We start from the raw sequence: 23,944 nt of genomic DNA, 5'->3' as shown, positions 1-23,944 counted from the left end.
GCGCTCTAGATTCCAGCCTTGATCAGCAGATAGAAGACATCCGGGTACAGCAACAGACAGACACAGCCGATGGCGGTGATGCCGAGTGCAATCAGCGACAGTAGCGGCGCTTCCCGTATCGCCACCGCTTCGTCCTGCTCCGCCAGCGGTTGCTGGCCCACACCATTGCTGCCGAAAAAAGCGCGCAGCGGAATCGGCAGCAGGTAGGCGATACTGAGCAGCGAACTCGCCATCAACAGCGCCATCAACAACCACTGCTGCGCCTCGAAAGTGCCCAGCATCAGGTACCACTTGCTCCAGGTGCCGCCTGTCGGCGGAATGCCGATAATGCACAGGCTGGCCACCAGGAAGGCGGTCATCGTGACCGGCATCTGCCGGCCGATACCGCGCAGCTCGCCGATCTCGGTCTTGTGTGCGGCTACCAGGATCGCGCCCGCGCAGAAGAACAGCGTAATCTTGCCGAAGGCGTGCATCACGATATGCAGCGCACTGCCGGTGGCGCCGGCGCTGGTCGCGAGCAGCGCACCCAGGGTGATATAGCCGAGCTGGCTGACCGTGGAATAGGCGAGGCGTTTTTTCAGGTTCTGCTGGCGCAACGCGACAATGGACGCGAGCAGAATCGACACGCCCGCCAGGTACAGCAGCCATTCGGTGGCGGGAATGCTCCGCAATGTCTCCAGCCCGAAAATCATCAGGCAGACTTTCAGCAGCACAAAGACCCCGGCCTTGACCACCGCCACCGCATGCAGCAGTGCACTCACCGGTGTCGGTGCCACCATGGCCGCCGGCAACCAGCGGTGAAACGGCATGATCGCCGCCTTGCCGACACCGAACACATAGAGCACCAACAGCACCGACAGCAGTGCCACGGAAGTGCCGGGCGCAAACACCCCACCGGATTTAAAAGACAGTGTGCCGGCGAGCAGCCAGGTGGCGATGATTGCCAGCAGGAAAAAGCCGATAGAGGTGCCGAGCAGCACGCTGAGGTACACCCTGCCCCCCTGGCGCGCCTTGTCGGTCCCGGCGTGCGTTACCAGCGGATAGGTGCACAGGGTCAGCAGCTCGTAGAAGACAAATAATGTAAACAGGTTTTCCGCAAACGCGATGCCCATCACTGCGGCGATCGACAGCGCAAACAGGCTGAAAAAGCGCGTCTGGTTTTCCTCGCCGTGGCCGCGCATATAGCCGATCGCGTACAGGGTGGTCACGATCCACAGGAAGCTTGCCACCAGCGCGAACAGCAGCCCCAGCGGCTCGACGCGAAACGCCAATGCCATGCCGGGCAGGACCTCCAGCCAGTGCACCGCGATTGCCTTTCCTTCGATAACCGGGCCGTACATCGATGCCACTACGGCAAACAATGCCGTGCCGGCAATGATCGATACGGCTTCACGCAGGTTGGCGCTCCGGGCGGTCAGCTGGATACCGGCCAGCGCCAGCAACGGAATCAACAGTGCCAGTTGCACCAGAGTCGAATCGTTCACGGTGCAGCGCCTCCAAGCAGGAATTGCGAAGCCGCAGCCGTCACCGCCACCGGCAGGCGAGTATCAACCCCGAAATACAGGTTGGCAGCGATCAACAGCCAGGTGGGCAACAACAGTCCGGGGGGTGCCTCGCGGCGGATCATCGCCAGGGCCTCTGGTGGCGACTGCAGGTAACCGGCTTCCACCAGCCGCCAGACATAGAGCACCGCCAGCAGCGACCCCACTACCACCAGAATCGCCACCCACCAGAAACCGGCATCGATCGCCGCCGTAACCAGGTACCACTTGCTGACAAAGCCCACGGTCAGCGGCATGCCGATCAGGCTGATACCGCCGATCGCAATGGCCGCCATGGTCCAGGGCATGGTGCGGCCGAGTCCGCGAAAGCTGTCGATGCGGCAGCCGCCGACCTGATAGACCAGCCCCGCCAGCGCCAGGAATAGCCCGCCCTTCATCAACGCGTGATTGAACAGGTGCAACAGCGTCGCCTGCAGCGCCGTCGCGGTGCCGATACCGATACCCACCACCATGTAGCCGACCTGCGCGACACTCGAATAGGCGAACATGCGCTTGATATCCGTCTGGTAGATCGCCACTGCGGACGCTGCGAACACGCCCGCGAGTCCCAGACCGATCAACAGCAGCTCCAGCGGCAGACTGGCGAGGGCGAACTCCACCCCGAATACAGTGACGGTAAAGCGCAACAGCAGGTAGAGCGCCACCTTGGTGGCGGTAGCAGCGAGAAACGCGGTAACGATTGACGGCGCATAACTGTAGGCGTTCGGCAGCCACAGGTGCAGCGGAAACAGTGCGAGCTTCAGACAGATGCCGACGAAAATAAACGCGAAAGCGGCGAGTACCGTGGTACTACCGCCCAGCGCCGGCAGGCGCGCCGCCAGGTCGGCCATGTTCAGGGTACCGGTCATCATGTACAGAAAACCGATCCCGATCAGGATAAAAGTCGCGCCGATGGTGCCCATGATCAGGTACTGGAAAGACGCCCACAGCGCGCGGCGGTCACGGCCCAGGGCGAGCAGTGCGTAGCTGGCCAGCGACGAGATCTCCAGAAACACGAACACGTTGAAGACGTCACCGGTGGCAACGATCCCCAGCAGCCCTGCGAAGCACAGCAGGTAGAGGGTGTAGAAGAGTATCTGCCGGCCGGCGGCCAGTTCTCGTGCGATACTGCTCCGCGCCGCGGCGATGACGGCCGCACTGAGGCCGGACACGATCAGCAATACCCAGGCATTCAGCAAGTCTATGCGGTACTCGATGCCCCAGGGTGCATCCCAGCCGCCGAGGGCGTAACTGATTGGACCCGTAGAGTAGACCTGCTGCAACAGCAAGACACTGACGGCGAGCGCCGCCAGGCTGACGCCCAGCGTAAACAGCCACACTAGCGTGGCCCTGCGAATAAGCAGACAGGACGGTGCTGCAACCAGCGGCAGAATGACCTGCAGTATCGGAAGATGGCTCAGCACGGCTTATGTTCTCCCGCATCTTGCCCCGCAGCCTGAAATTCTTCGGCGGCCTGAATATCCCGCTCCTCCACACTGCCGTAGGCGCGCTTGATGCGGATCACCAGCGCCAGTGCCAGCGCCGTGGTGGCAATGCCGACGACGATCGCGGTGAGTATCAGCACGTGCGGCAACGGATTCGAATAGAGGTTTTCACCCTGCACCAGAATCGGCGCGCCGCCGCCATCGACCTTGCCGGCGCTGATGTAGAAGATAAACACCGAGGTCTGGAAGATATTCAGCCCGATGACCTTCTTGATCAGGTTGCCCTGGGCGATGACCATATAGAGCCCGATCATCATCAGGGCAATCACCACCCAGTAGTTGTAGAGCGACGTCAGCAACACTTTATCCAACCCTCCGCTCGATCATCTCGTCGATAGTCTCTTCTACTTGCATCGCCGGCTGCCCGTCGCGCCGCAACTGCGCGGAGAAGGCGTAGAAAATCAATATCATTACCGCAGCTACGGTAATGCCCACACCCAGTTCGATGGCGATGATGCCAACATGCTGGCCGCTGACCGGATCGCCGGCGAGCGCACTGTAGTCGAGAAAGTTTTTGCCCGTGGCCAGACCCAGCAGGCCGACGGCCCCATAGATCATTACACCAACTGCGGCCAGCAGCTGCACCAGCCCATTGCCGGCGACCCGCTGCACCGCATCGAGCCCGAACACCAAGCCGTAGAGAATAAAGCCCACCGCAAAAATGACCCCCGCCTGAAAGCCACCACCGGGGCCATACTCGCCGTGAAACTGCACATAGAGGGCAAACAGCATGATCGGCGCGATCAGGATTTTGGCTACCACGCGCAGCACCAGATCCCGCGACTGTCCGCCCGACTGCAATGCCGGTGACGGCACGGCAGACCTGCTGTCGCTGCCACCGAGCAGCAGCGCCAGCACACCGAGTCCCGCAGTAAATATCACCACCACTTCGCCCAGGGTATCGAAGGCCCGGTAGCTGGCCAGTACCGAGGTAACGATATTGGGAATACCGATTTCCGCCATCGACTCGCCGATGTAGCGCGGCGCCACGTGCCCGTGTGCCGGCGCATCGGCGGCGCCAAACGCCGGCATGTCCAAGGTGGCAGCCAGCAGCAGAGTCCCGACGGCGGCAACCAGTATCAGGGCCAGTACCGCCCGGGTTTTGTCCGAGCGCTGCCGGCGGCCGCACAGCGCCAGCGTCAACAGGATCAACAGCGGTGCGATACCCGCGCCGACTGCCGCCTCGGTAAAGGCCACGTCCACGGCCCCCATCGCCATAAAGAAGCTCGCGGAAAGCAGGCCGTAAATACCGGCAAGCATCGCCGCCGCGAACAGGTCTCTGGTCCACGCGATCGCCACGGCGGTGGTCAGCAGCAGTGCGAGCAGTGAAATATTCAGTAACAGTTCCATCAGCTTTGCATCTCCGCTGCCTAGACCCGATCCGTATTGAGCGCGTCCGCTTCCGCGACGTCCGCGGCAGCGGTCGGAGGCTCTGTTGCCCCGCCCTGTTCGCCACGGGTTTTTAAGGCGGGTAACTTCCACTCGCTGTGCTGGGCGGCCCTGGCCAGCGCGTGACTCGCGACGGGACCGGTAAAGAACAGGAACAGCAGAATCATGCCGAGCTTGAACAGCGCCAGGCTCCAGCCGGCGAGCAGCATCAAGCCGCCGAGAATCAGGAAGGTCGCCAGAGTGTCGGTGACACCGGCGGCGTGCATGCGCGTGTAAAAATCGGGAAAGCGCAGCAGGCCGACGGCACCGGACAGCATGAAGAAGCACCCCAGGGCGAGCGCACAACCGCTGAGCAGCCACACAACTTGCTCAATCATCCATCACCTCGCCGCCGCTGCCGGAGCGGAACTCGAAATAGCGCAGCACGCCGATCACGCTGACAAAGTTGATCAGCGCGTACACCAGGGCAATATCGAGAAATTCGGGCTTGCCGAAAGTGAAGCAGATCACCGCAATCAACAGTACCGTCTTGGTACCGAATACGTTCACGGCGAGAATGCGGTCGTAGACACTCGGTCCCAGCAATGCCCTTATCAGCGCCATCGCCATAACCACCAGCAGTGCGATAATCGTTGCGGCCAGCATTATTCTTCCAGTGCTCCTACCCGCCTTTCCATTTCACCCCGGCGCAACTCCTCTATTCCGTCAGCGGCCAGTGCGTGCACCAGGATTTCGTCACCATCCAATTCCACTGCCACGGTACCCGGGGTCAGGGTGATCGAATTTGCGTAGAGCACTTTCGCCAAATCAGTTCGCAGGTTGGTCCTGACGCGCATATGAATGGGAGAGATGGCCGCATCGCGGTTACCGAAGAGACTGCGCCAGACGCAGGAGACCACTTGCAGATTGCTCTGCACGATCTTGCGGAACAGCCACCAGTAGTAGCCCGGCAACGCCGTGGCAAGATGCAGTGGTTGGGACTCGCGATCTACCAGCTGCATTCGCCGGGCCAGCAATAGCACCAGGGCGATCGACAGCAGGCCGAACGTCAGCAGTAGCGGTGTGTAGAGGCCGGAATTGGCCAGCCAGATAAAGGCCAGTATCCCGATCAGGGAGAGGGTGTAGCGCATACTCAACTCGCACGGACTCAGCCGTTATTGCCGGCAATACTGCAACATCAGCTCTGGATCGCCGCGTCGCAAAGGTAATGGCCGTCGAACACCCGGCGCATCACGACCGCTGCTTCGGCATCCAGTGCAAACTGCTTGTCCTCGGCGGCGACCTTGGCGATCAGCTTCTCCAGGGTCTCTCCCTCGGGCAGGCAGTAGCGGCTGTTGAGTCGCTGTTCCGCGGCATCGGAAAGGCGGCTGGCGCGGGTGCGTATGGCGCGGGCGACAAACTCGGACGGTCGATTGCCGGCAGCAACGATCTCGTTGCTGGCCGACAGGTAGCCCTGTATGAACGCCCGACAGCTGGACGCGGCCGCCGACTGGCTGTCGCTCTGGTAGGACTTGCACGCGGACACCAGTGCGGTCGCATTCATCGGCTCCAGTGCGGCCAGCGACTGGCTGAAAATCAGCGCCAGTGGCGCTCCGATTCCTATCCCTATTCGCATTGTTATCGCCATAAATGCCTGCGGTTTATCGGTTTTCTTGTTGCGATCACTTTGGCATTTTTGCTGTGCGGAATATTGTCGGAATTGTGAAAAAGTGTGGCTGCGTTTGTCAGCACAGCGCGCTAACAACCCTGCTCCGGCCTGGCGCGCGAGTTGGCGCGCTACGGGGGCTCTGCTAAAGTCGGGGCATAGCGCGCCGCACCGGCACGCAATTACAGCAGCTGTAACAACTGACAATAATTCGAAGTGATTCCGATGGCAGTGCCCAAAGCCTGTGTTCTGGTGGTCGATGACGACTGCGATATCCGCGACCTGATCGCCCGCCTGCTGACCACCGAAGGCTACACAGTCGCGACGGCGCAAGACGGCGAGGAGATGTTTCACCAGATGGCCCAGCGGCCGGTGGATCTGGTGCTGCTCGACGTGATGCTGCCGGGCCAGGACGGCTTCGAACTGTGCCGCCAGTTGCACAGTGACGCGGAGATGCCGCCGGTGATCATGGTCACCGCCAAGGACGACGAGATCGACCGGGTCGTGGGGCTGGAACTGGGCGCCGACGACTACATCGTCAAGCCATTCAGCGGCCGCGAGCTGCTCGCGCGGATCAAGGCGGTGCTGCGCCGCGCGCGGCAACCGGCGGTCAGCGGCAAGCGCGGCGTCTATCGCTTCTCCGGCTGGCGCTTCTACCCGGCGCAGATGGAGTTGTACGATGTCGACACTACCGCGATTCCGCTCTCCACCAGCGAAACCGAACTGCTGCTCGCCTTCGTGCAGAATCCCCAGGTACCACTGTCCCGCGACCGCCTGCTGGATCTGACCAAGGGCCGCGACAGCTTCCCCTTCGACCGCAGCATCGATTCCCACGTCAGCCGCCTGCGGCGCAAGCTCGGCGACGACGCGAAGAAGCCGGAGATCATCAAGACCGCCTGGGGCACCGGCTATATGTTCACCTATCCGGTCGAGGCGGAGTGAACGCGGGGTGAGATTCCGGCTGCCACACACGATCCGTTCGCGCACGATCCTGGTGCTCTTCTGCGCCTTCCTGCTGTCGCACACGATCAGCCTGGCGATTTACGAAATCAATCGCGACAAGACGATCCTGCTGACCGAGGCCACGGACCTGGCGGATCGCATTATTGGCGTGGTTGAGCTGGCCCGCAGCTTTCCGGAACGGGACCGCCAGCGCATTCTCGCCGCGGCGGAAACCCAGTTCCTGACCATGTTTCCCGAGCCCGGCAATCTCGACGACGAGCGCTGCCGCGACAACGACTTTTCCCGCCGTGTGACGGAATCGCTCGGCGGCGCCTTCGCCGATGTCCCCGGCTTCCATGCGCAGGTCTGCCTGCGCCGGCTGAAACCCGCTCCGCTGCTCGCCAGAAACGAGCCGCTACACGGCTTCGACGTGCTGGTTGCAGTCAATTTTCCCGATAACGAGCGCGCGGTGTTTCACGCGATCCTGCCGGAAGGCGAGTCGCTGATACACGATGCCGTGCTGGTGTACCTGTTGTTCTCCGGTCTGATTGCGCTGCTGCTGGCCGGATACCTGATTCGCAAAACCGTGGCGCCACTCGGCCAGCTGGCCAAGGCCGCAGACAGCATCGGCACCAATATTGACACACCGCCACTGCCGGAAAATGGACCCGCCGAAGTGGCGGCCGCCGCCCGCGCCTTCAATCGCATGCAGCAACGCCTCGCCCGCCTGGTACACGGCCAGACAGAAATGCTGGCGGCTATCTCCCACGATCTGCGCTCCGCCGTCACACGCCTGCAGTTGCGCGCGGAATTACTGCAGGATCGCCAGGAGCGGGAGGGACTGCAGCGGGTGGTCGACGACATGAAAACCATGATCCAGTCGGTGCTGGATTTTGCCCGCGGGCTGGATCCCAGTGAGACGCCGCGCAGAATCGATTTGAGCGCTCTGGCAGAGAGTCTCTGCGACGACCTCAAGGAGGAAGGCTATCCGGTTCAGTTTCGCAGCGGCGGCGCAGACTGCGTAACCGAATGCCGACCGGTTGCGCTGCGACGCAGCCTGCACAACATTATCGACAACGCCATCAAGTACGGTAGCGAGGCAAAAGTCAGCGTCGAAGGCACTGCGGAGAGCATCCGCATCGTGGTGGAAGATTGCGGACCGGGTATCCCAATGCATGAGCTGGAGGCGGTACTGCAACCTTTTTATCGCCTGGAGAAATCCCGCAACAGTAAGACCGGCGGCGTCGGCCTCGGCCTGTCCATCGCCGGCAACACCGTGCAGGCCCACGGCGGCGAACTGTCGCTGGAAAATATCAATGGCGGCGGTCTGCGGGTGCAAATGCAGCTTTCCAGATGCTGACGCAGAACCAGCCAATGTTGGTAAGGCTCTGCAGACTCTGCTAAATTCAGTGGTACCGACTCTGCTGTTCCAATTTTCATGAACGCCACTCGTCTCTGCTTTTTACTTATTGTGCTGTTGGTCGCCCAATCGGTGACGGCTTTCAATGACAGCCACCGGGAACTGCAGAGTATCGTCACCCATGTGCCTACAGACCACATCGACGCGATAGATCACATCGATACACCTGAGGACCAGCACCAGTCCGAGAAGACGCTGAAACAGGATTGCGATCACTGTTGTCACTGCCACAACCCAACGCAATGTTACGTCGTTGGTACATTGGGCCCAATTGCATCAATTGATCAGCCAGACAGTCCAGACCGATATTCCCCGAATTTCCCTTCCCTTAATTCTCCACCCGATCTCCAGCCGCCAATCGCGTAAGCGTCTATCCGTTAACTAGCTGCTCGCCATCTTGTCGGTGTGTCCGCGCACGCCTGCGCGGTCGCCTTCCGAGCCAGCGAGTGGAATCGCGCCGTCCGTTAATGCACTGCCGATTGTTGATCTCGTGCACTGGCACCACGACTCCGGTCGCCAACCGCGTTGCGGAAAGCTGCGCTCATCAGAAAGAGCTGGAATACATGATTTATCGATTTTTATTGATCGCCCTCGTCGCAACGTTGGCAGCTTGCCGGCAAGCGGAGCAAGCCGATCACCCGCCGCTGGAAGCCCACAATCAGAGTGCTGGCGCCAGCGAGAGCGGCACAATCGGCCGGGACCGAATTGTATTGAATGACGCACAGATGGCGACGGCAGAGATCCGTGTCGAGCCGCTGCGCGCACAAATTATCAACTACCGCTACTACGCGCCCGGCGAAGTTGTGGCCAACGGCTACCGCAGCTACCTGTTGTCGCCGCGGGTGGACTCCGTTGTCGTCGAGCGCCACGCGGTGCTGGGCCAGCACGTCCAGAAAGGCCAACCACTGGTCACGCTCACCAGCGAGGCCATTGCAACGGCGCAGGAGGCCCTGCACAGCAGCGCCGATGAGTGGCGCCGGGTCGAAAAGCTCGGGCGGGAATTTGTCGGCGAGAAGCGCTTCGTTCTGGCACAGAGCCGATACCGCAGTGCCCGCGGCAAGTTACAGGCGCTCGGACTGACAGACAGTGCCATCGCCGGCGCAGCCGAAGGGAAATTGCAGGCTGCGGGAGAATACACCCTGACCGCAGCGATCGGCGGCGTGGTGCTCGCCGACAACTTTCACCAGGGCCAGGCCGTCAGCGCCGGCGACAGCCTGCTGCAAGTGGCCAGTGAAAATGAACTGTGGGTAGAGGCGCGCTTGCCCGCAGACAACACCCTGCCCCTACCGGCCGAATCACCGGCGTTTGTCGCTGCAGCGGACAGCGAATTTCCCGCACGCGTTGCCCAGGAAGCGCACGCGATCGACCGGGAGACGCGCACGCGCGTGGTTCGCCTGACCGTCGACAACCAAGCCCACCGCCTGCACCCGGGCATGTTCGCCGATGTCTACTTTCAACTGAACACCCGGCAACCGGTAATTGCCGTGCCCGAAAGCGCGCTGTTACGCGGTGACGACGGCGACTGGATCCTGTTCGTGGAGACGGAACCCAATCGGTTTCAGGCTACGGAAGTGGAAGTCGGTGCGACGCTCGGCGACTGGCGGCTGGTCAGCGGCGTAGCCGAGGGTACGCGCGTCGTCATGCAGGGGGCATTTTTTGTCGCCGCGCAAATTTCCAAGGGCGGATTTGATCCGCACAATCACTAGCAGTAGAGGTAAGAAACGATATGTTCAGTCGTGCATTTAATGGCATCGTCGATTGGGCAGTCGCCAACCGTTTGCTGGTGGTGCTGGCCCTGACGACACTCATCGTTGCGTTTTATCTGACGATTCCGCGGCTCAACCTGGACGCATTCCCCGATGTCACCAATGTACAGGTGGCAGTCAATACGGAAGCACCGGGCCTGGCGGCGGAAGAAGTGGAGCAGCTGATTACTTATCCAATCGAAGCAGTCATGTACGCACTGCCGGATGTGGAAGAGGTGCGCTCGATTTCAAAGACCGGCTTGTCCAGTGTCACGGTCGTATTTCGCGAGGACACCGATATCTATTTTGCCCGACAGTTGGTGTTCGAGCGCTTGCAGGCCGCGCGGGAACTGATTCCTGCCGGCGTCGGCACACCGGAGATGGGGCCCAACACCTCCGGGCTCGGGCAGGTGTATCAATACCTGTTGCTCGCCGATAAAGATTCCGGCTACAGCACCATGCAACTGCGCAGCCTCAACGACTGGGTGGTAAAGCTGCTGTTGATGCCGGTTGACGGCGTCACCGAAGTGCTCTCCTACGGCGGTGAGGTCCGGCAGTACCAGGTGAACCTGGATCCATCGCGGCTGCTGGCGCATCAATTGCGTCAGCAGGATGTGACCGGTGCGCTGCAGGCCAATAACACCAATGTTGGTGGCTGGTATATGAATCGCGGCCAGGAGCAGCTGGTCATTCGCGGTACCGGCTGGCTCGACTACGGCGAACAGGGCCTGCAGCAGATTCGCCAGGTACCGTTGAAGAGTGTCAACGGCACCGTCGTGACGATAGCGGATGTCGCCAGCGTGACCACGGACAGCGAAATTCGTCAGGGCGCGGTCACCATGACCCGACGAAACCTGGTCGGCGAACCCGAGAGCCACGGCGAAGTCGTTTCGGGCATTGTGCTGAAGCGTATGGGGGCCAACACCAAGGCAACCATCGACGGCATCAACCAGCGCGTTGAATTGATTCGGCAGGCGCTACCCGCGGGCGTGCGTTTCGAGGTCTTTTACGATCAGGCGGATCTGATCAGCCAGGCGGTGCGCACTGTGGTCGTGGCACTGCTACTGGCGTTCGTCTTTATCGTCGCGGTACTCGCCCTCTTCCTGATGAACCTGCGCGCAACGCTGCTGGTGCTGATGTCCATCCCCATTTCCATTGGTATCGCCCTGCTGGTCATGGCCGTGTCCGGCATATCCGCCAACCTGATGTCGCTCGGTGGCCTCGCCGTAGCCATCGGCATGCTGGTGGATGGCTCGGTGGTAATGGTAGAGAACATGTTCAGGCACCTGGGCACAGCGCCTGCCGGGGAGCGCGCGAACATTCCGCTGCGACTCCGCCAGGCCGGGGGCGAAGTGGCGAGACCCATTTTCTTCGCCGCAGCCATCATTCTGGTGGTCTTCACGCCGCTGTTCAGCTTTGAAGGGGTCGAAGCGCGACTGTTCCAGCCGATGGCGATCAGCATCATGCTGGCCATCATCGCCGCAGTGGCCGTCGCGCTCGTCGTTGTGCCGGCAATGGCCGGTTTTCTGTTCCGCCGCGGCATTACATCGCTTCCAAGTCCGCTACTCGGGCCATGGGAGCGTCTTTACCGCCGCGCCCTGCCACTGGCAATGCGCCATAGCCGGCTGGTGGTGGCCGCTGCGCTAGCCCTGTTCGCTGTGGCCCTGTTGTTACTGCCGCGCATCGGCACAGAGTTCGTACCGGAACTGGAGGAAGGCACCATCAACCTGCGGGTGACCCTGGCGCCCTCCTCCAGCCTGGCTACTGCACTGGAAGTGGCGCCGCGACTCGAGGCCATGCTGCTGGAATTTCCCGAGGTCGACTACGCGCTCTCGCGGATCGGCCGCGCCGAGATCGGCGGCGATCCGGAGCCGGTCAACAACATCGAAATCTACATCGACCTAAAGCCAAGGGCGGAGTGGCGCAACGCCGAAAGCCGGCAGCAACTGCAGCAACTGATGGAACAGAAACTCGAGCAGCATCCCGGACTGCAGTTCAACTTCTCACAACCCATTGCGACTCGGGTCGACGAACTGCTGTCCGGCGTCAAGGCGCAGCTGGCGATTAAACTGTTTGGGCCGGATCTCGATATGCTGGCCCGCAAAGGGGCGGAAATAGAAAATGCCGTGCGGTCTGTCGCCGGCACCCGGGACGTGGCACTCGAGCAGATCACCGGCGAGGCCCAACTCGTCATCAAACCGAAACGCCGCCAATTGTCCCGCTATGGCCTTTCGGTTGGCGACCTGATGTCACTGGTACGCGATGGCCTCGGCGGCAGCAGCGCCGGCCAGATCATCAACGGCAACGAACGCTACGATATCTATGTGCGCCTGGCGGACCGCTTCCGCAGTGATCGCGCAGCCATCGCCGAACTGCGTCTACAGTCGCCATCCGGTGCCTGGGTGCGACTCGGCGACGTTGCCGAAGTGTCGGTCGAATCCGGTCCGCCGCAGGTACGCCGGGACGACGTGCAGCGCCGGGTCGTGGTACAGGCCAACGTGCAGGGGCGCGATATGGGCAGCGTGGTCGGCGATATACGCGCGACTATCGCCGAACGGGTGGATCTCCCGCCGGGCTACGCCGTCGCAATCGGCGGACAATACGAAAACCAGCAACGCGCACAGCGGCGATTGATGTTGGTCGTTCCGCTGTCACTTGCGCTGATCGCCCTGCTGCTCTATTTCGCCTTCCACTCCATTGGCCAGGCCCTGCTGATTCTGACCAATGTTCCCCTTGCGGTGGTCGGGGGCGTTTTTGCCCTGTGGGCCTCCGGGCAGTACCTGTCGGTGCCCAGTTCAGTGGGATTTATCACCCTGTTCGGTGTCGCCGTACTCAATGGTGTTGTGATGGTGGACAGCATCAATCGCCGCCGCACGGCGGGCATGGACGGGCACCAGGCGATCTTCGACGGCGCAGTATCCCGGCTGCGCCCGGTATTGATGACCGCAATTACGTCGGCACTGGGCCTGATACCGATGCTACTGTCCTCCGGTGTCGGCGCGGAGATTCAAAAGCCACTGGCGACGGTGATCGTCGGCGGGCTGGTCAGCGCAACCCTGCTGACGCTGTTCGTCTTGCCGGTGCTCTACCGCCGCTTTTCGCGAATCTGACCCGTGATGGCATGCCCCGCGGCCGCCAATGCGGCCCGGGGCCAACGCATACTGAGCCGGGACTCGACCTGTGACCGGGTGGTACCAGCACCGCTATCTCACCTCTGCTGAAACCACGTCGACCGCAACGTCAAATCCAGCCATATCAGAGACTTAGGAATGTTAATTAATGTAAAAACTGTCACTTTTTAACCAATTTCTGAGAGCCCCTCGAGCGGAAAATGGTACGAAATGACAAAATTTACGCCAAGTGCCGCAATCATTTTCCCCGTTTGGCCTGTGGCAGGCACCAACTGTCTCGGATCGGAAGCATTTCATGCCCTTCGGAGCTTTCAGCCTTTATACTTGTCCTAAGCTATAGGTCGCCGGTGTCCACGGGACGTCGGCAGCCTATGAAGTAGGACGTATAAAGAGACTCCCTATGCTTATCAATCGGATTGCCGTTCTGTGTTCCGGCTTCTTGTTTGCCACCCTGTTGTCCGCAACTTCCCAGGCCGAGATCAATACCCTGCAGCCCGAGCAGGACCAGGGCAGTACGGCCCGAGAGATCGTCGGCAAGCTGGAGATGCTGCACTACAACAAGCTTAAAGTCGGCGACGAGATGTCCGAAACCCTGTGGGACGAGTATGTCGAAGCCCTGGACCCGACCAAAAGCTACTTCCTCGCCTCTGACATCAGCGAGTTCCGCGAGTGGCGCACCAAGCTGGACGACCAGCTCCGTGCCGGCGACGTCAAGGCGGGTTTCGAGATCTACAACCGCTATCGCCTGCGGGTGACCGATCGGCTGAACAACATCCTGTCGCAGATGGACAAGGGACTGCCCGCATTCGACTTCTCTCGCGATGAATCCCTGGAACTCGACCGCGAAGAGAGCCAGTGGCCGGTGTCCATCAGCGCCGCTGACGAGTTGTGGCGCAAGCGCCTGAAGAGCAGCGTGCTCAACCTGCGCCTGACTGGCAAGAAAGATGAGGAAATCCGCGACCTGCTGGTACGCCGCTACAAGGGCCAGCTGAAGCGCGTCGAGCAACAGAACAGTGACGATGTCTTCGAGCTGTACATGAACTCGCTGACCCGCCTGTACGACCCGCACAGCAACTACCTGTCACCGCGCTCATTGGAAAACTTCAATATGAGCATGTCGCTGTCCCTGGAGGGTATCGGCGCCGTATTGCAGGCGGATGAGGAATACACCAAGGTTGCGCGCCTGGTAGCGGGCGGCCCGGCCGACCGCACCGGCAAAGTCAAACCCAACGACAAGATCGTGGCCGTCGGCCAGGACAAGGAAGGCGAAATGGTCGACGTGGTCGGCTGGCGCCTGGACGATGTGGTGGACCTGATTCGTGGTCCGGCCGGTAGCTTCGTGCGCCTGGAAACCATCCCCACCGGCGGCGACGGCAGCCACAGAACCATCCTGATCCAGCGCAGCAAGGTCAAGCTGGAAGACCAGGCGGCCAAGAAGGCCACCTTCGAATTCTCCGATGGCGAGAAGACCTACAAGATCGGCGTGATCAACCTGCCGACCTTCTATATCGATTTCGAGGCCTACCGCCGCCGCGATCCGAACTACAAGAGCACCACCCGCGACGTGGCCAAACTGCTCGCCGAGCTGAAAGAGGAAAAGGTTGACGGCGTGATCCTGGATCTGCGCAACAACGGCGGCGGCTCCCTGCAGGAAGCCACCATGCTCACCGACCTGTTTATCGATCAGGGCCCGGTGGTGCAGATCCGCCACGCCAATGAGCAGATCTCGCGGCACAACCGCTCGCGCTCGCGGGCCATGTACCGCGGCCCATTGATGGTACTGATCAACCGCCTGTCCGCCTCCGCATCGGAAATCTTTGCCGGTGCCATCCAGGACTACAACCGCGGCCTGGTGGTGGGCAACCAGTCCTTCGGTAAGGGCACCGTGCAGACCATGGCGCCGCTGAAAGAGGGACAACTGAAGATCACCCAGTCGAAGTTCTACCGCGTGTCCGGTGACAGCACCCAGCACGCCGGCGTCACCCCGGACATTCCGATGCCGCAGCTGATCGATGCCGACAGCGTCGGTGAGAGCGCCTATGACACCGCCCTGCCCTGGGATCGGATTCACGCCGTGCCGCACGCGAAGTACTTCAATCTGAAGGACCTGCTGCCGGACCTGATCGGCAAGCACAACCAGCGCACGTCAGCGGATCCGGACTTCATCTTCCTGCGCGAACAGTTCCAGTACGAGAGCGAGCGCGCCGATCAGAAGTTCGTGTCGCTGAACGAGTTCGCCCGTGAAGAAGAGCGCAAGAATCTGAATGATCGCCTGCTGACGATGGAAAACCGCCGTCGCAACGCCAAGGGACTCGAGCCCTACGCGAGCTTCGAGGCCTACGAAGAAAGCGAGTCTGGAGACGTCGCGACCATCGGCGGTCCGGTAGAAATCAAGCTGGAGAAGGACCCGATCCTGAACGAGGCAGGCTTTATCATGGCGGACTTTATCGGCTTGTCCGACAAGATCGCCAAGACCCCGCCGCAGGTAGCGGACTTCAATTCGCGTTAATTACGTCTAAATAAACATGTGATAGGAAGGGTGCGCCGAGCGCACCCTTCAACCATTTTGGATTCAGGTTGGGTGCGCCCGACCTTTTTATTTTCAGGGGGAAAAATGAAAGTCGTTTCCTTGTCCTGAGCCCCAAATAAATCAAGCACTTAGCACATCTCTGGTTAACTTTTACACAGAGAGTGCATACCAAAGTGCGTCTAAATTACATCTACAAACGCGGCAACCTGTAGTGGTCTACTAAACCCGGGCACCAATTTAGGTGGTAAAGTGAAGAAGAGTATGTAACAACGATCTACTCTCCTTCTATCCCTGAGAGAGCTATTCCCTACAACTGGGAATGGTTTTTCTTATGTCTAGGATATTTTAAAGTCGTGAAAAAAGTGCTGTAGGATGGGTATCCCGACGTTAAACAGCTATGCATTAAAGCCCCTGATATTTCTATATATCGCTAGCTAAGTGAAAGGTGTGATAGCTACTTCTGAATTTAAAATTTTAGAAAATTCACTAAAAATTATCCCCCTATGATATTTCTGATAGGGATATTTGAGATACAGAATTCAATCAATACCTCCCTATTTTGGGGAAAGTAGAAATAAAAAAGGGGCCACATTGGCCCCTAATAGCTAAATTTAAGAGCGCAGCCGAATTCCTGAGGCTCCATACTGCTCGCGTATTGATCGATCAAAGTCAGCAATACAATGCTTTTCAGATTTATTTAACGGTAAATCACAATAATCTGAAATAGCTCTTAGGGTAGCGGCTCTATGGTTATGGTTGCTTATGGAGTGCGGTAGGAGCATGAGGTTATCTTTTTCTATAAACCTGCTAACAGCAGATTTAAAGCGATCCACATCTCGTTGAATTCTCACTAAACTCGTCATTCTTTTTAGTAATTCCTTCATCTTCTCTAACTCAGCCTCTGACGGTCGCTTACTTAGTGAGGCAGAAAATAATGACTTTCTGAGTTCCTGCAAGGACTTTCTGTGTTCCTCTATTTTGGGAGCTTCCGTCCAGCATTCAAGCCCTAGGATTTTTCCAGCAGTATGAGGAACACGGATTGTTTCGTTATCTTCCTTTTCCTTGGCTTTCTTGAAGATCGAACATTCCCATATGACTGATGCATTATTTGCCTTTGCCCTTTCGAACAAGGATGAAACCACTTGATAGGGCAATAGCCTTTCAAGGTCATTTAGAATTGCCAACTGCTCTCTAATAGTTATTAGACAATCACGAATTGTGGTTTGGTGCTCTGCTTTATTTTCCAGTAGTTCCCTGATGCGTTCTTGCTTCTCGTATTGCATTTGTTGCTTGGAGAGACGGTCTAAATCCTCTTTTACTCCTGAGCACTCAAGGCTTAGTTGCTTGTACGCGCAGCAATGGCCTATTAAGACGTTTTGACCGCTATCTATCTGAACCACAAAGCCTTTTTGATGCTTCTGGCCACACGGAGAGCCCTGCCGTAAAAACTGGCATATAGCATCACTGGAAGGAAGTTCGTAACCAGTTAGTGGGGTTACATAGTTGTCTGCGGTTATCGTCTCGGCTTCGGAGACGTTGTACATTTCGCGAAGGACTTTTATATCGCGGATACGTTTCATGGTGGTCATAAAAGCAATCCTGTATCAGGTTAAATGTTTAACCTCAATCAGAAAGAAGAATCCTGTAATCCCCTACAAATTTCTTTTTATATTTGTGGAGTAATACAAGCTCTCCTTTCTAAGGATCACCCTTTCTGAATGGGCAGGAGAATTATATCGCATCAAGCACTGTATAGGCAACCAGTGGTTGGCACTTGCGGACCCATCCTGCCAATTGTAACTTTTGTTCAATGCGGGATAAGGGGTAGTTATCCTTTCCCCACATAGACAGTTACCCTTAACCCCAAGCTAAACAATTTTCTACTGGCTGTCTGCGTTATAGAGCTGTAGCTAGCTAAGGCCACTCAAGAAGGTTGACCCGGCGTCTATCAGCATTTGGAGACGCCAAATCAATAAATGTACTATGGTGCCAAATCCAAGGAACATAAGTACTACTCTGAGGCGGAATACCTAAGTCTTCACTACTTTCTGCGGCCACATCTCTACCTTTTCTGCGAGGCATTCGGTCTCAACCTAAGCCGGCTCTGAGACTTCAGCGGGTTTCCTTACGCGCAAGAGCCTGTAGCTTCTCGTCTCTTGGTCATGACGTTTCTCAAAGCGCCGTACATCCGATTTTATGTATATGGATGCCATTACCCTCACCTTTTCTACATCCAAATGCTGTAACACGTGTTCGGCCTGTCTTCCGCTCATTGTTCCTTTTACGAATAGTTGACTCTTTTGATGCGGCTCTATTTCATTCGGACGTACTGAGACAAGTTTAGCGATTGTACCCATCCAATAGAGGTCTACCTCAATCCCTGTCACCGTAAGAGGGAAAGGCGACCTGTTGGTAATCTCCATCCAGACATCTGCCGAGGGCAGACCTTGGCAGTTGATAGTTACAGCTTCGTGTTCACTGCTGACTGTCACATCCACCAAGCTACTTAAACGCTCTTCTGGATAACGTCTACGTAATACCCAAGGGATGAACTTTATCACTGTCCTCACCCCCCAATTCCCTATGATCCCCAACATTTCTATTTTTTTCCGTAGTTGACTTATGTTTCACCACTGCAAGGTCACACAGTAGGCATGTGCACCTGAACTTCAGCTGAATACTTGGCGGATAAATCCTGTAATAGCACGTAAGTGAAATATCCTTCAAGAGATCGATTACTGTGATAAGTTAATTGCTTTCGCATTGGTGTGCGGATGGTTCATAAGCGATTAGACCTGCTATTCTGCCTGCCTTTTTCTTCTTTTTTCGGTGAGTTAAGGGCGTAGACAAACGCGATTAGCGATTTAGAATCACGGTAGCGCTAGCTATTGGTATCGGTGTGAGTTGCGGCTGTGAAAGATAGACCACTAGAACTGTTTCACTGGATTACTCTAATACAAGTCATCTAACGGACGGAAAGTAAAATGAAAGTGGGTCTTGTATATATAATTTGCTTTGATGGATCGGACGACACTGAGACTAGGAACGCTAGAGATGGATTAATTCAAAAATATAAATCGAAAGGCCTAACGGGTGACAATATTGTCTCAGTATTCATTGAGCAAAGGACCATTTACTATCAGTTTATTTTAAAAAATAAAGGTCATAAATTATCAAACTCTGGAATCGTAACAGCCGCAGCGAAAGCAAATCTTAGTGAGTACGCTAATGGCGTAGGCGATGAGCCATTCACTAAGCTTCGAGCAGTCCATCCAGTATCTATTGTAGGAAACGGCGTTGGCATTTATTTTCTTTTTCACGGCACAGCTGGCAATGCCGATATCTCAGCAAATGTAACTGGATACATTACAAGCCTATTGGCTCAAAAGCACCCCGGGGGGCTACTTAGGAAGATAAATTTCGTAGTATGTTGTTTTGCTAACAATCAAGCCGGACGCCAAAGAACCTCTGAACTCTTAGGTAAATTCGCAAATTCTGTTTGCCAAAAAGTTCCAGCAACAGATCGACCGAAACTGGCCGGATATATGGGCGGCGTTTATGTCGCGAGAGATGGAAAAAAGTATTCCGACTCCAGTCTAAGCCAGCCATTGAAGGGGCAACAGGGAAGCAAAATTATTTATGTATTAGATTCGAAAAACCAATATGAGAGAAGAGTTTACTCAGACAATAGTGGATTATGGTCTGACCCTGTAGTAACCACCGTTCCAGGTGGGCATAATGTCGTAACTGAAAATGACACTGTGTAAACTCCATTAGCAACTATATGTACTGCCGGATACCTAGCCTGTTTCCATAGGAACCTCTCACATCTCTTGTCTCTGAGCATGCCAAATGTGCCCTCTAGCGATTCCACGTAGTGACAGAATCGTCGTGAAAGCTCTCATTCTCCAGCCCTTGTAGGCAGGTACTGCGAAGTGGGGGCAGAACTTTTCGTAACGAATCGGCTGCACTAGATAATAGGGCCGACCGTCCCAGAAGCGTTGTCGGGCAATACGTACGGGCTCACCATAGAAATAGATCTTTCGCGCTCTCATCGGCTGTTTACCAACCAGACACTACTGTACACACATACAGTATATTGCTACCTCTTGGCTTTCGGAAGTTCTGAGATGGCGCCTTCCCCTCCAGCTTTTTCACTGCGTCTAATATTCATGTGTGAGGCGGTATCAGGTAGAATAGATAGCCAGATTGAACAAAATTTGCGCCAAGTGCAGCAAATTCAGGTTGGGTGCGCCCGACCTTTTTATTTTCAGGGGGAAAAATGAAAGTCGTTTCCTTTAACGTCAACAGCATCCGCGCGCGTCTGCACCAGATGGCCGCACTGGTCGAGGGACACCAGCCGGACATTATCGGCCTGCAGGAAACCAAGGTGACCGACGAGGACTTCCCGGTGGATGAAGTCCGCGAGCTCGGGTATGAGCTTATCTACTTCGGCCAGAAAACCCACTACGGCGTCGCCCTGCTCTCGCGCCTGCCATTTATCGACCGGGAATACGGCTTCCCCGGGGACGATAAAAATGCCCAGCGGCGCATGGTGGCCGGCAAGTTCGACATCGGCGGCAAGGAGCCGCTGACCGTTATCAACGGCTATTTCCCGCAGGGCGAGAACCGCGAGCACCCGGTCAAGTTCCCGGCCAAGCGCAAGTACTACGCGGACCTCGACGACTACCTGCAGACCACCTGCAAGGCCGATGCGCCCGTGCTGGTCATTGGCGACATGAACATCTCCCCCACCGACCTGGACATCGGCATCGGTGAACCCAACCGCAAGCGCTGGCTGCGCGACGGCAAGTGCAGCTTCCTGCCGGAAGAGCGCGAGTGGCTGCAGAAAATCGAAGACTGGGGCCTGGTGGATACCTTCCGCGCCCAGAACCCGGATACCGACGATGTCTTCAGCTGGTTCGATTACCGCAGTCGCGGCTTTGACCGCGAACCCAAGCGTGGCCTGCGTATCGACCTGATCCTGGCGAGCAAGTCCCTGGCCGACGCCTGTGTAGATACCGGGGTCGACTACGACATCCGCGCCATGGAGCGCCCGTCGGACCACGCGCCGGTGTGGGCCGAATTTAAGATTTAAGCATCGCTTGAAGTTGGTCGCAGCACTGTGCATGCGGCCAATTTTTTGTATTTATATATATGATTTTCCATATATACTAGCCATCGGTCAGCAGCGGCTTGAGGGATCCACCCTAGCTACCGGTATTGCAACCCTGCCAATCGGTTGTGGCCATCAGCGGAGAACAGTGCATGAATCCCGTACAGTTTTACAAATGTCTCGCCGATGAAACCCGGCTGCGCAGCCTGCTGCTGATCGCCCACGAGGGAGAGCTCTGCGTGTGCGAGCTGACCGAGGCGCTGCAGCAAAGCCAGCCGAAGGTGTCCCGGCATTTGGCGCAGCTCCGCAACTGCAGCCTTTTACAGGACCGGCGGCAGGGACAGTGGGTTTTCTATCGCATCAATCCCACCCTGCCCGCCTGGGCAAAGTCGGTAATGCTGGAAACCCTGGGTGCGAACCAGCAATTTATCGAAGGCAATCTGCGCAGGCTGTGCAAGATGGGGGCGAGGCCCGAACGCGCCAGCCTCTGCTGCTGAAGAAAAAATTTACGCCGATATATGTGCTTTTTCATATATCTATAGTTAATAACATCTGACAGATGCTTATGAGGGAGGTCGACCGTGACAATTAAATTGGGTATCAACGGTTTCGGTAGGATTGGCCGCCTGGCGCTTCGCGCCAGCTGGGACTGGCCGGAGTTTGAATTTGTGCAGATCAACGACCCCGCCGCCGACCCGGAAACACTCGCCCACCTGCTCAACTTCGATTCAGTACACGGACACTGGCAACACACCGCTAAGGCCGATGACAGCGGCATTGCGATCGGCGGACACCGGGTTACTTGCACTGCCAACCGCTCCATCTCCGACACCGACTGGTCCCAATGCGATCTGGTGATCGAGGCCTCCGGCAAGATGCGGTCGACAGAGCTGCTACAGGCCTACCTGGACCAGGGAGTTAAACGGGTCGTGGTTACCGCTCCGGTTAAAGAGGAGAGCGTGCTCAATATTGTGCTGGGCGTAAACGATCAACTGTACGACAGCGACAAACATCGTATTGTTACCGCCGCCTCCTGTACCACCAATTGCCTGGCACCGGTCGTCAAAGTGCTTCATGAGCACCTGGGCATCAAGCACGGCTCAATGACCACCATTCACGACCTGACCAATACCCAGACCATTCTCGACGCGCCGCACAAGGATCTGCGCCGCGCACGCGCCTGCGGCATGAGCCTGATTCCGACGACGACGGGATCCGCCACCGCAATCACGGCCATTTTCCCCGAGCTTATTGGCAAGCTAAACGGTCACGCGGTGCGCGTGCCGCTGGCCAACGCCTCGCTGACCGATTGCGTCTTCGAAGTTGAGCGGTCCACCAGTGTCGAAGAGGTAAACCATCTCTTCAAAGCGGCGGCGGACAACGAACTCAAGGGTATTCTCGGCTACGAGGAGCGCCCGCTGGTATCCATCGATTACAAAACCGACCCCCGCTCCAGCGTTATCGACGCGCTGTCGACCATGGTCATCAATGGGACTCAAGTCAAAATCTACGCCTGGTATGACAACGAGTGGGGCTACGCCAATCGCACCGTTGAGCTGGCGCGAATGGTTGGTAACGCGGACCTTTAAACCTAAAAATAGGATCGAGACTCGCGGCGGTGACACAGGACTGCGCCCCGTCTCCGCTCCGCGAGACCAAATATTTAGCGATCACACTTCCAGATGCACATGATTTCCAACCTGCCACCGCAAGTGCGCCAGTATCTGCTGGTCACCGGCAATTACTGGGCCTTCACCCTGACCGACGGCGCGCTGCGCATGCTGGTGGTGCTCTACTTCCACGACCTCGGCTACAGCCCCCTGCAGATTGCGATGCTGTTTCTCTTCTACGAGCTGTTCGGTGTTATCACCAACCTTGTTGGCGGCTGGCTGGGCGCACGCCTCGGCCTGAATCGCACGATGAACATCGGCCTGGCACTGCAGGTGGTGGCGCTGGGAATGTTGCTGGTCCCCACAGCAGCGCTGACCGTGCCTTGGGTCATGGCCGCACAGGCCCTGTCGGGGATCGCCAAGGACCTGAACAAGATGAGCGCCAAGAGCGCAATCAAGCTGCTGGTACCGGGACAAGCTCAGGGGGCATTGTACAAGTGGGTCGCATTGCTGACCGGCTCGAAAAACGCACTGAAGGGTGTCGGCTTCTTTGTCGGCGGCGCGCTGTTGACGCTATTCGGCTTCAAGGGCGCTGTGCTGCTGACGGCGATTGCGCTGGCATTCGTCTGGCTGTTGAGCGTCGCCCTACTCAAAAAAGATCTGGGCAGGGCCAAGGCAAAAAGCCGTTTCCGCGACATATTCTCCAAGAGCCGCGCGGTCAATGTGTTGGCAGCTGCGCGCTTGTTTCTATTCGCTTCGCGGGATGTCTGGTTTGTGGTGGCGTTACCGGTATTCCTCGCCAGCCAGTTTGACTGGAACCACTGGCAGGTGGGCGGATTTCTGGCACTGTGGATTATCGGCTACGGCATCGTGCAATCCGTAGCGCCGCAGATAACCGGTAATAATTCTGGCAAGCTGCCCGACGGACGCACCGCCTTTCACTGGGCAACAGCGCTGGCGCTCATCCCCGCACTGATCGCCATCTGCCTACACGGAGGCATCCACCCGGCTGTGAGTCTATTGGGCGGCCTGCTGCTTTTTGGCGCTGTCTTCGCTATCAACTCTTCACTGCACAGCTACCTGATTGTCAGCTACGCGCGCGAGGATGGCGTTTCCATGGATGTCGGCTTCTACTATATGGCCAATGCGCTCGGCCGCCTGCTTGGCACCCTGCTATCGGGTTTGGTCTACCAGCTGGCGGGCCTGCAGGCATGCCTGTGGATTTCCAGCGGTTTTCTACTATTGGCTGCCGCGATATCCGCGCTACTGCCGAAGCACCACGCCGACACGGGCGGCATCTGATCGGTTTATCGCCAACAGCCCCATTGAGCAGCCAGGCGAGGCACAGGCCACCCCGGCTCACTGAGCGC

The 23,944-nt window shown here is 57.6% G+C and carries 20 protein-coding genes; 10 read left to right on the top strand and 10 right to left on the bottom strand.

Annotation, left to right across the window (positions count from 1 at the left end):
* Positions 1-5 precede the first annotated feature (5 nt).
* The 8 genes from BUC36_RS00855 to BUC36_RS00820 are packed head-to-tail and all read right to left on the bottom strand — an operon-like array spanning position 6 to position 6,050.
* Positions 6-1,484 carry a proton-conducting transporter transmembrane domain-containing protein gene (locus BUC36_RS00855; protein WP_073270518.1) on the bottom strand — a complete coding sequence of 493 codons (1,479 nt, stop codon included), beginning with the start codon at positions 1,482-1,484 and terminating at the stop codon, positions 6-8.
* Positions 1,481-2,965 (bottom strand): monovalent cation/H+ antiporter subunit D family protein, encoded by a 1,485-nt coding sequence (locus tag BUC36_RS00850; protein ID WP_073270516.1) that lies wholly within the window; start codon positions 2,963-2,965, stop codon positions 1,481-1,483. Before BUC36_RS00850 ends, BUC36_RS00855 begins: the two co-directional genes overlap by 4 nt.
* Entirely contained in the window at positions 2,959-3,348 is a 390-nt protein-coding gene (locus tag BUC36_RS00845) for a cation:proton antiporter subunit C (protein WP_084535795.1), read from the bottom strand. Before BUC36_RS00845 ends, BUC36_RS00850 begins: the two co-directional genes overlap by 7 nt.
* A gap of 1 nt (position 3,349) precedes the next feature.
* Positions 3,350-4,396, bottom strand: a complete 1,047-nt coding sequence (locus tag BUC36_RS00840; protein WP_073270514.1) for a DUF4040 domain-containing protein — start codon at positions 4,394-4,396, stop codon at positions 3,350-3,352.
* Between the two features lie 20 nt (positions 4,397-4,416).
* A complete protein-coding gene (gene mnhG, locus BUC36_RS00835; protein ID WP_073270512.1) occupies positions 4,417-4,812 on the bottom strand; it encodes a monovalent cation/H(+) antiporter subunit G in 396 nt (131 codons plus the stop codon).
* Positions 4,805-5,080 carry an MrpF/PhaF family protein gene (locus BUC36_RS00830; protein ID WP_073270511.1) on the bottom strand — a complete coding sequence of 92 codons (276 nt, stop codon included), beginning with the start codon at positions 5,078-5,080 and terminating at the stop codon, positions 4,805-4,807. Before BUC36_RS00830 ends, mnhG begins: the two co-directional genes overlap by 8 nt.
* Positions 5,080-5,565: a Na+/H+ antiporter subunit E gene (locus BUC36_RS00825; protein ID WP_073270508.1), complete on the bottom strand. Its 486-nt coding sequence runs from the start codon at positions 5,563-5,565 to the stop codon at positions 5,080-5,082. Before BUC36_RS00825 ends, BUC36_RS00830 begins: the two co-directional genes overlap by 1 nt.
* Before the next feature lie 47 nt (positions 5,566-5,612).
* A complete protein-coding gene (locus tag BUC36_RS00820) occupies positions 5,613-6,050 on the bottom strand; it encodes a Rap1a/Tai family immunity protein (protein WP_073270507.1) in 438 nt (145 codons plus the stop codon).
* A 255-nt stretch (positions 6,051-6,305) separates the two neighbouring features.
* On the opposite strand from BUC36_RS00820, the gene BUC36_RS00815 reads away from it, so the two are divergent.
* Together BUC36_RS00815 and BUC36_RS00810 are read left to right on the top strand one after the other, a co-directional pair.
* The gene (locus BUC36_RS00815) at positions 6,306-7,022 is read left to right on the top strand and encodes a response regulator (protein WP_073270505.1); all 717 of its coding nucleotides are present in this window, start codon (positions 6,306-6,308) and stop codon (positions 7,020-7,022) included.
* 7 nt (positions 7,023-7,029) lie between these two features.
* On the top strand, positions 7,030-8,382 hold the full coding sequence (locus BUC36_RS00810; protein ID WP_084535425.1) for a sensor histidine kinase: 1,353 nt from the start codon (positions 7,030-7,032) through the stop codon (positions 8,380-8,382).
* A 102-nt stretch (positions 8,383-8,484) separates the two neighbouring features.
* On the opposite strand, the gene BUC36_RS00805 is transcribed toward BUC36_RS00810, so the two are convergent.
* Positions 8,485-8,667 carry a hypothetical protein gene (locus BUC36_RS00805; protein WP_143186839.1) on the bottom strand — a complete coding sequence of 61 codons (183 nt, stop codon included), beginning with the start codon at positions 8,665-8,667 and terminating at the stop codon, positions 8,485-8,487.
* A 338-nt stretch (positions 8,668-9,005) separates the two neighbouring features.
* On the opposite strand from BUC36_RS00805, the gene BUC36_RS00800 reads away from it, so the two are divergent.
* The 3 genes from BUC36_RS00800 (at position 9,006) to BUC36_RS00790 (ending at position 15,827) form a co-directional block, all read left to right on the top strand.
* Positions 9,006-10,148 (top strand): efflux RND transporter periplasmic adaptor subunit, encoded by a 1,143-nt coding sequence (locus tag BUC36_RS00800; RefSeq protein WP_073270501.1) that lies wholly within the window; start codon positions 9,006-9,008, stop codon positions 10,146-10,148.
* A gap of 20 nt (positions 10,149-10,168) precedes the next feature.
* A complete protein-coding gene (locus BUC36_RS00795; protein ID WP_073270499.1) occupies positions 10,169-13,297 on the top strand; it encodes an efflux RND transporter permease subunit in 3,129 nt (1,042 codons plus the stop codon).
* Between the two features lie 421 nt (positions 13,298-13,718).
* A complete protein-coding gene (locus BUC36_RS00790) occupies positions 13,719-15,827 on the top strand; it encodes a carboxy terminal-processing peptidase (protein WP_073270497.1) in 2,109 nt (702 codons plus the stop codon).
* A 632-nt stretch (positions 15,828-16,459) separates the two neighbouring features.
* On the opposite strand, the gene BUC36_RS00785 is transcribed toward BUC36_RS00790, so the two are convergent.
* Positions 16,460-17,437, bottom strand: a complete 978-nt coding sequence (locus BUC36_RS00785; protein WP_073270495.1) for a hypothetical protein — start codon at positions 17,435-17,437, stop codon at positions 16,460-16,462.
* Positions 17,438-18,832: 1,395 nt separating this feature from the next.
* Between BUC36_RS00785 and BUC36_RS18665 the strand changes: the two genes are divergently transcribed.
* From BUC36_RS18665 to arsJ, 5 genes are all read left to right on the top strand, one after another.
* Complete coding sequence (locus tag BUC36_RS18665) at positions 18,833-19,615, top strand: hypothetical protein (protein ID WP_143186837.1); 783 nt, start codon at positions 18,833-18,835, stop codon at positions 19,613-19,615.
* A 515-nt stretch (positions 19,616-20,130) separates the two neighbouring features.
* Positions 20,131-20,946 (top strand): exodeoxyribonuclease III, encoded by an 816-nt coding sequence (gene xthA, locus BUC36_RS00775; protein WP_073270491.1) that lies wholly within the window; start codon positions 20,131-20,133, stop codon positions 20,944-20,946.
* 170 nt (positions 20,947-21,116) lie between these two features.
* Positions 21,117-21,461 carry a metalloregulator ArsR/SmtB family transcription factor gene (locus BUC36_RS00770; RefSeq protein ID WP_073270489.1) on the top strand — a complete coding sequence of 115 codons (345 nt, stop codon included), beginning with the start codon at positions 21,117-21,119 and terminating at the stop codon, positions 21,459-21,461.
* Between the two features lie 84 nt (positions 21,462-21,545).
* Positions 21,546-22,553, top strand: coding sequence for an ArsJ-associated glyceraldehyde-3-phosphate dehydrogenase (locus BUC36_RS00765; protein ID WP_073270488.1), 1,008 nt, complete (start codon positions 21,546-21,548; stop codon positions 22,551-22,553).
* A gap of 99 nt (positions 22,554-22,652) precedes the next feature.
* The gene (arsJ, locus tag BUC36_RS00760) at positions 22,653-23,876 is read left to right on the top strand and encodes an organoarsenical effux MFS transporter ArsJ (RefSeq protein ID WP_456085471.1); all 1,224 of its coding nucleotides are present in this window, start codon (positions 22,653-22,655) and stop codon (positions 23,874-23,876) included.
* Positions 23,877-23,944: the final 68 nt, after the last annotated feature.

The sequence above is a fragment of the Microbulbifer donghaiensis genome (assembly GCF_900129095.1).
Lineage (GTDB): Bacteria > Pseudomonadota > Gammaproteobacteria > Pseudomonadales > Cellvibrionaceae > Microbulbifer > Microbulbifer donghaiensis.
Note: the sequence above shows the minus strand (reverse complement) of the source record. Positions and strands in the feature narration are given on the sequence as shown.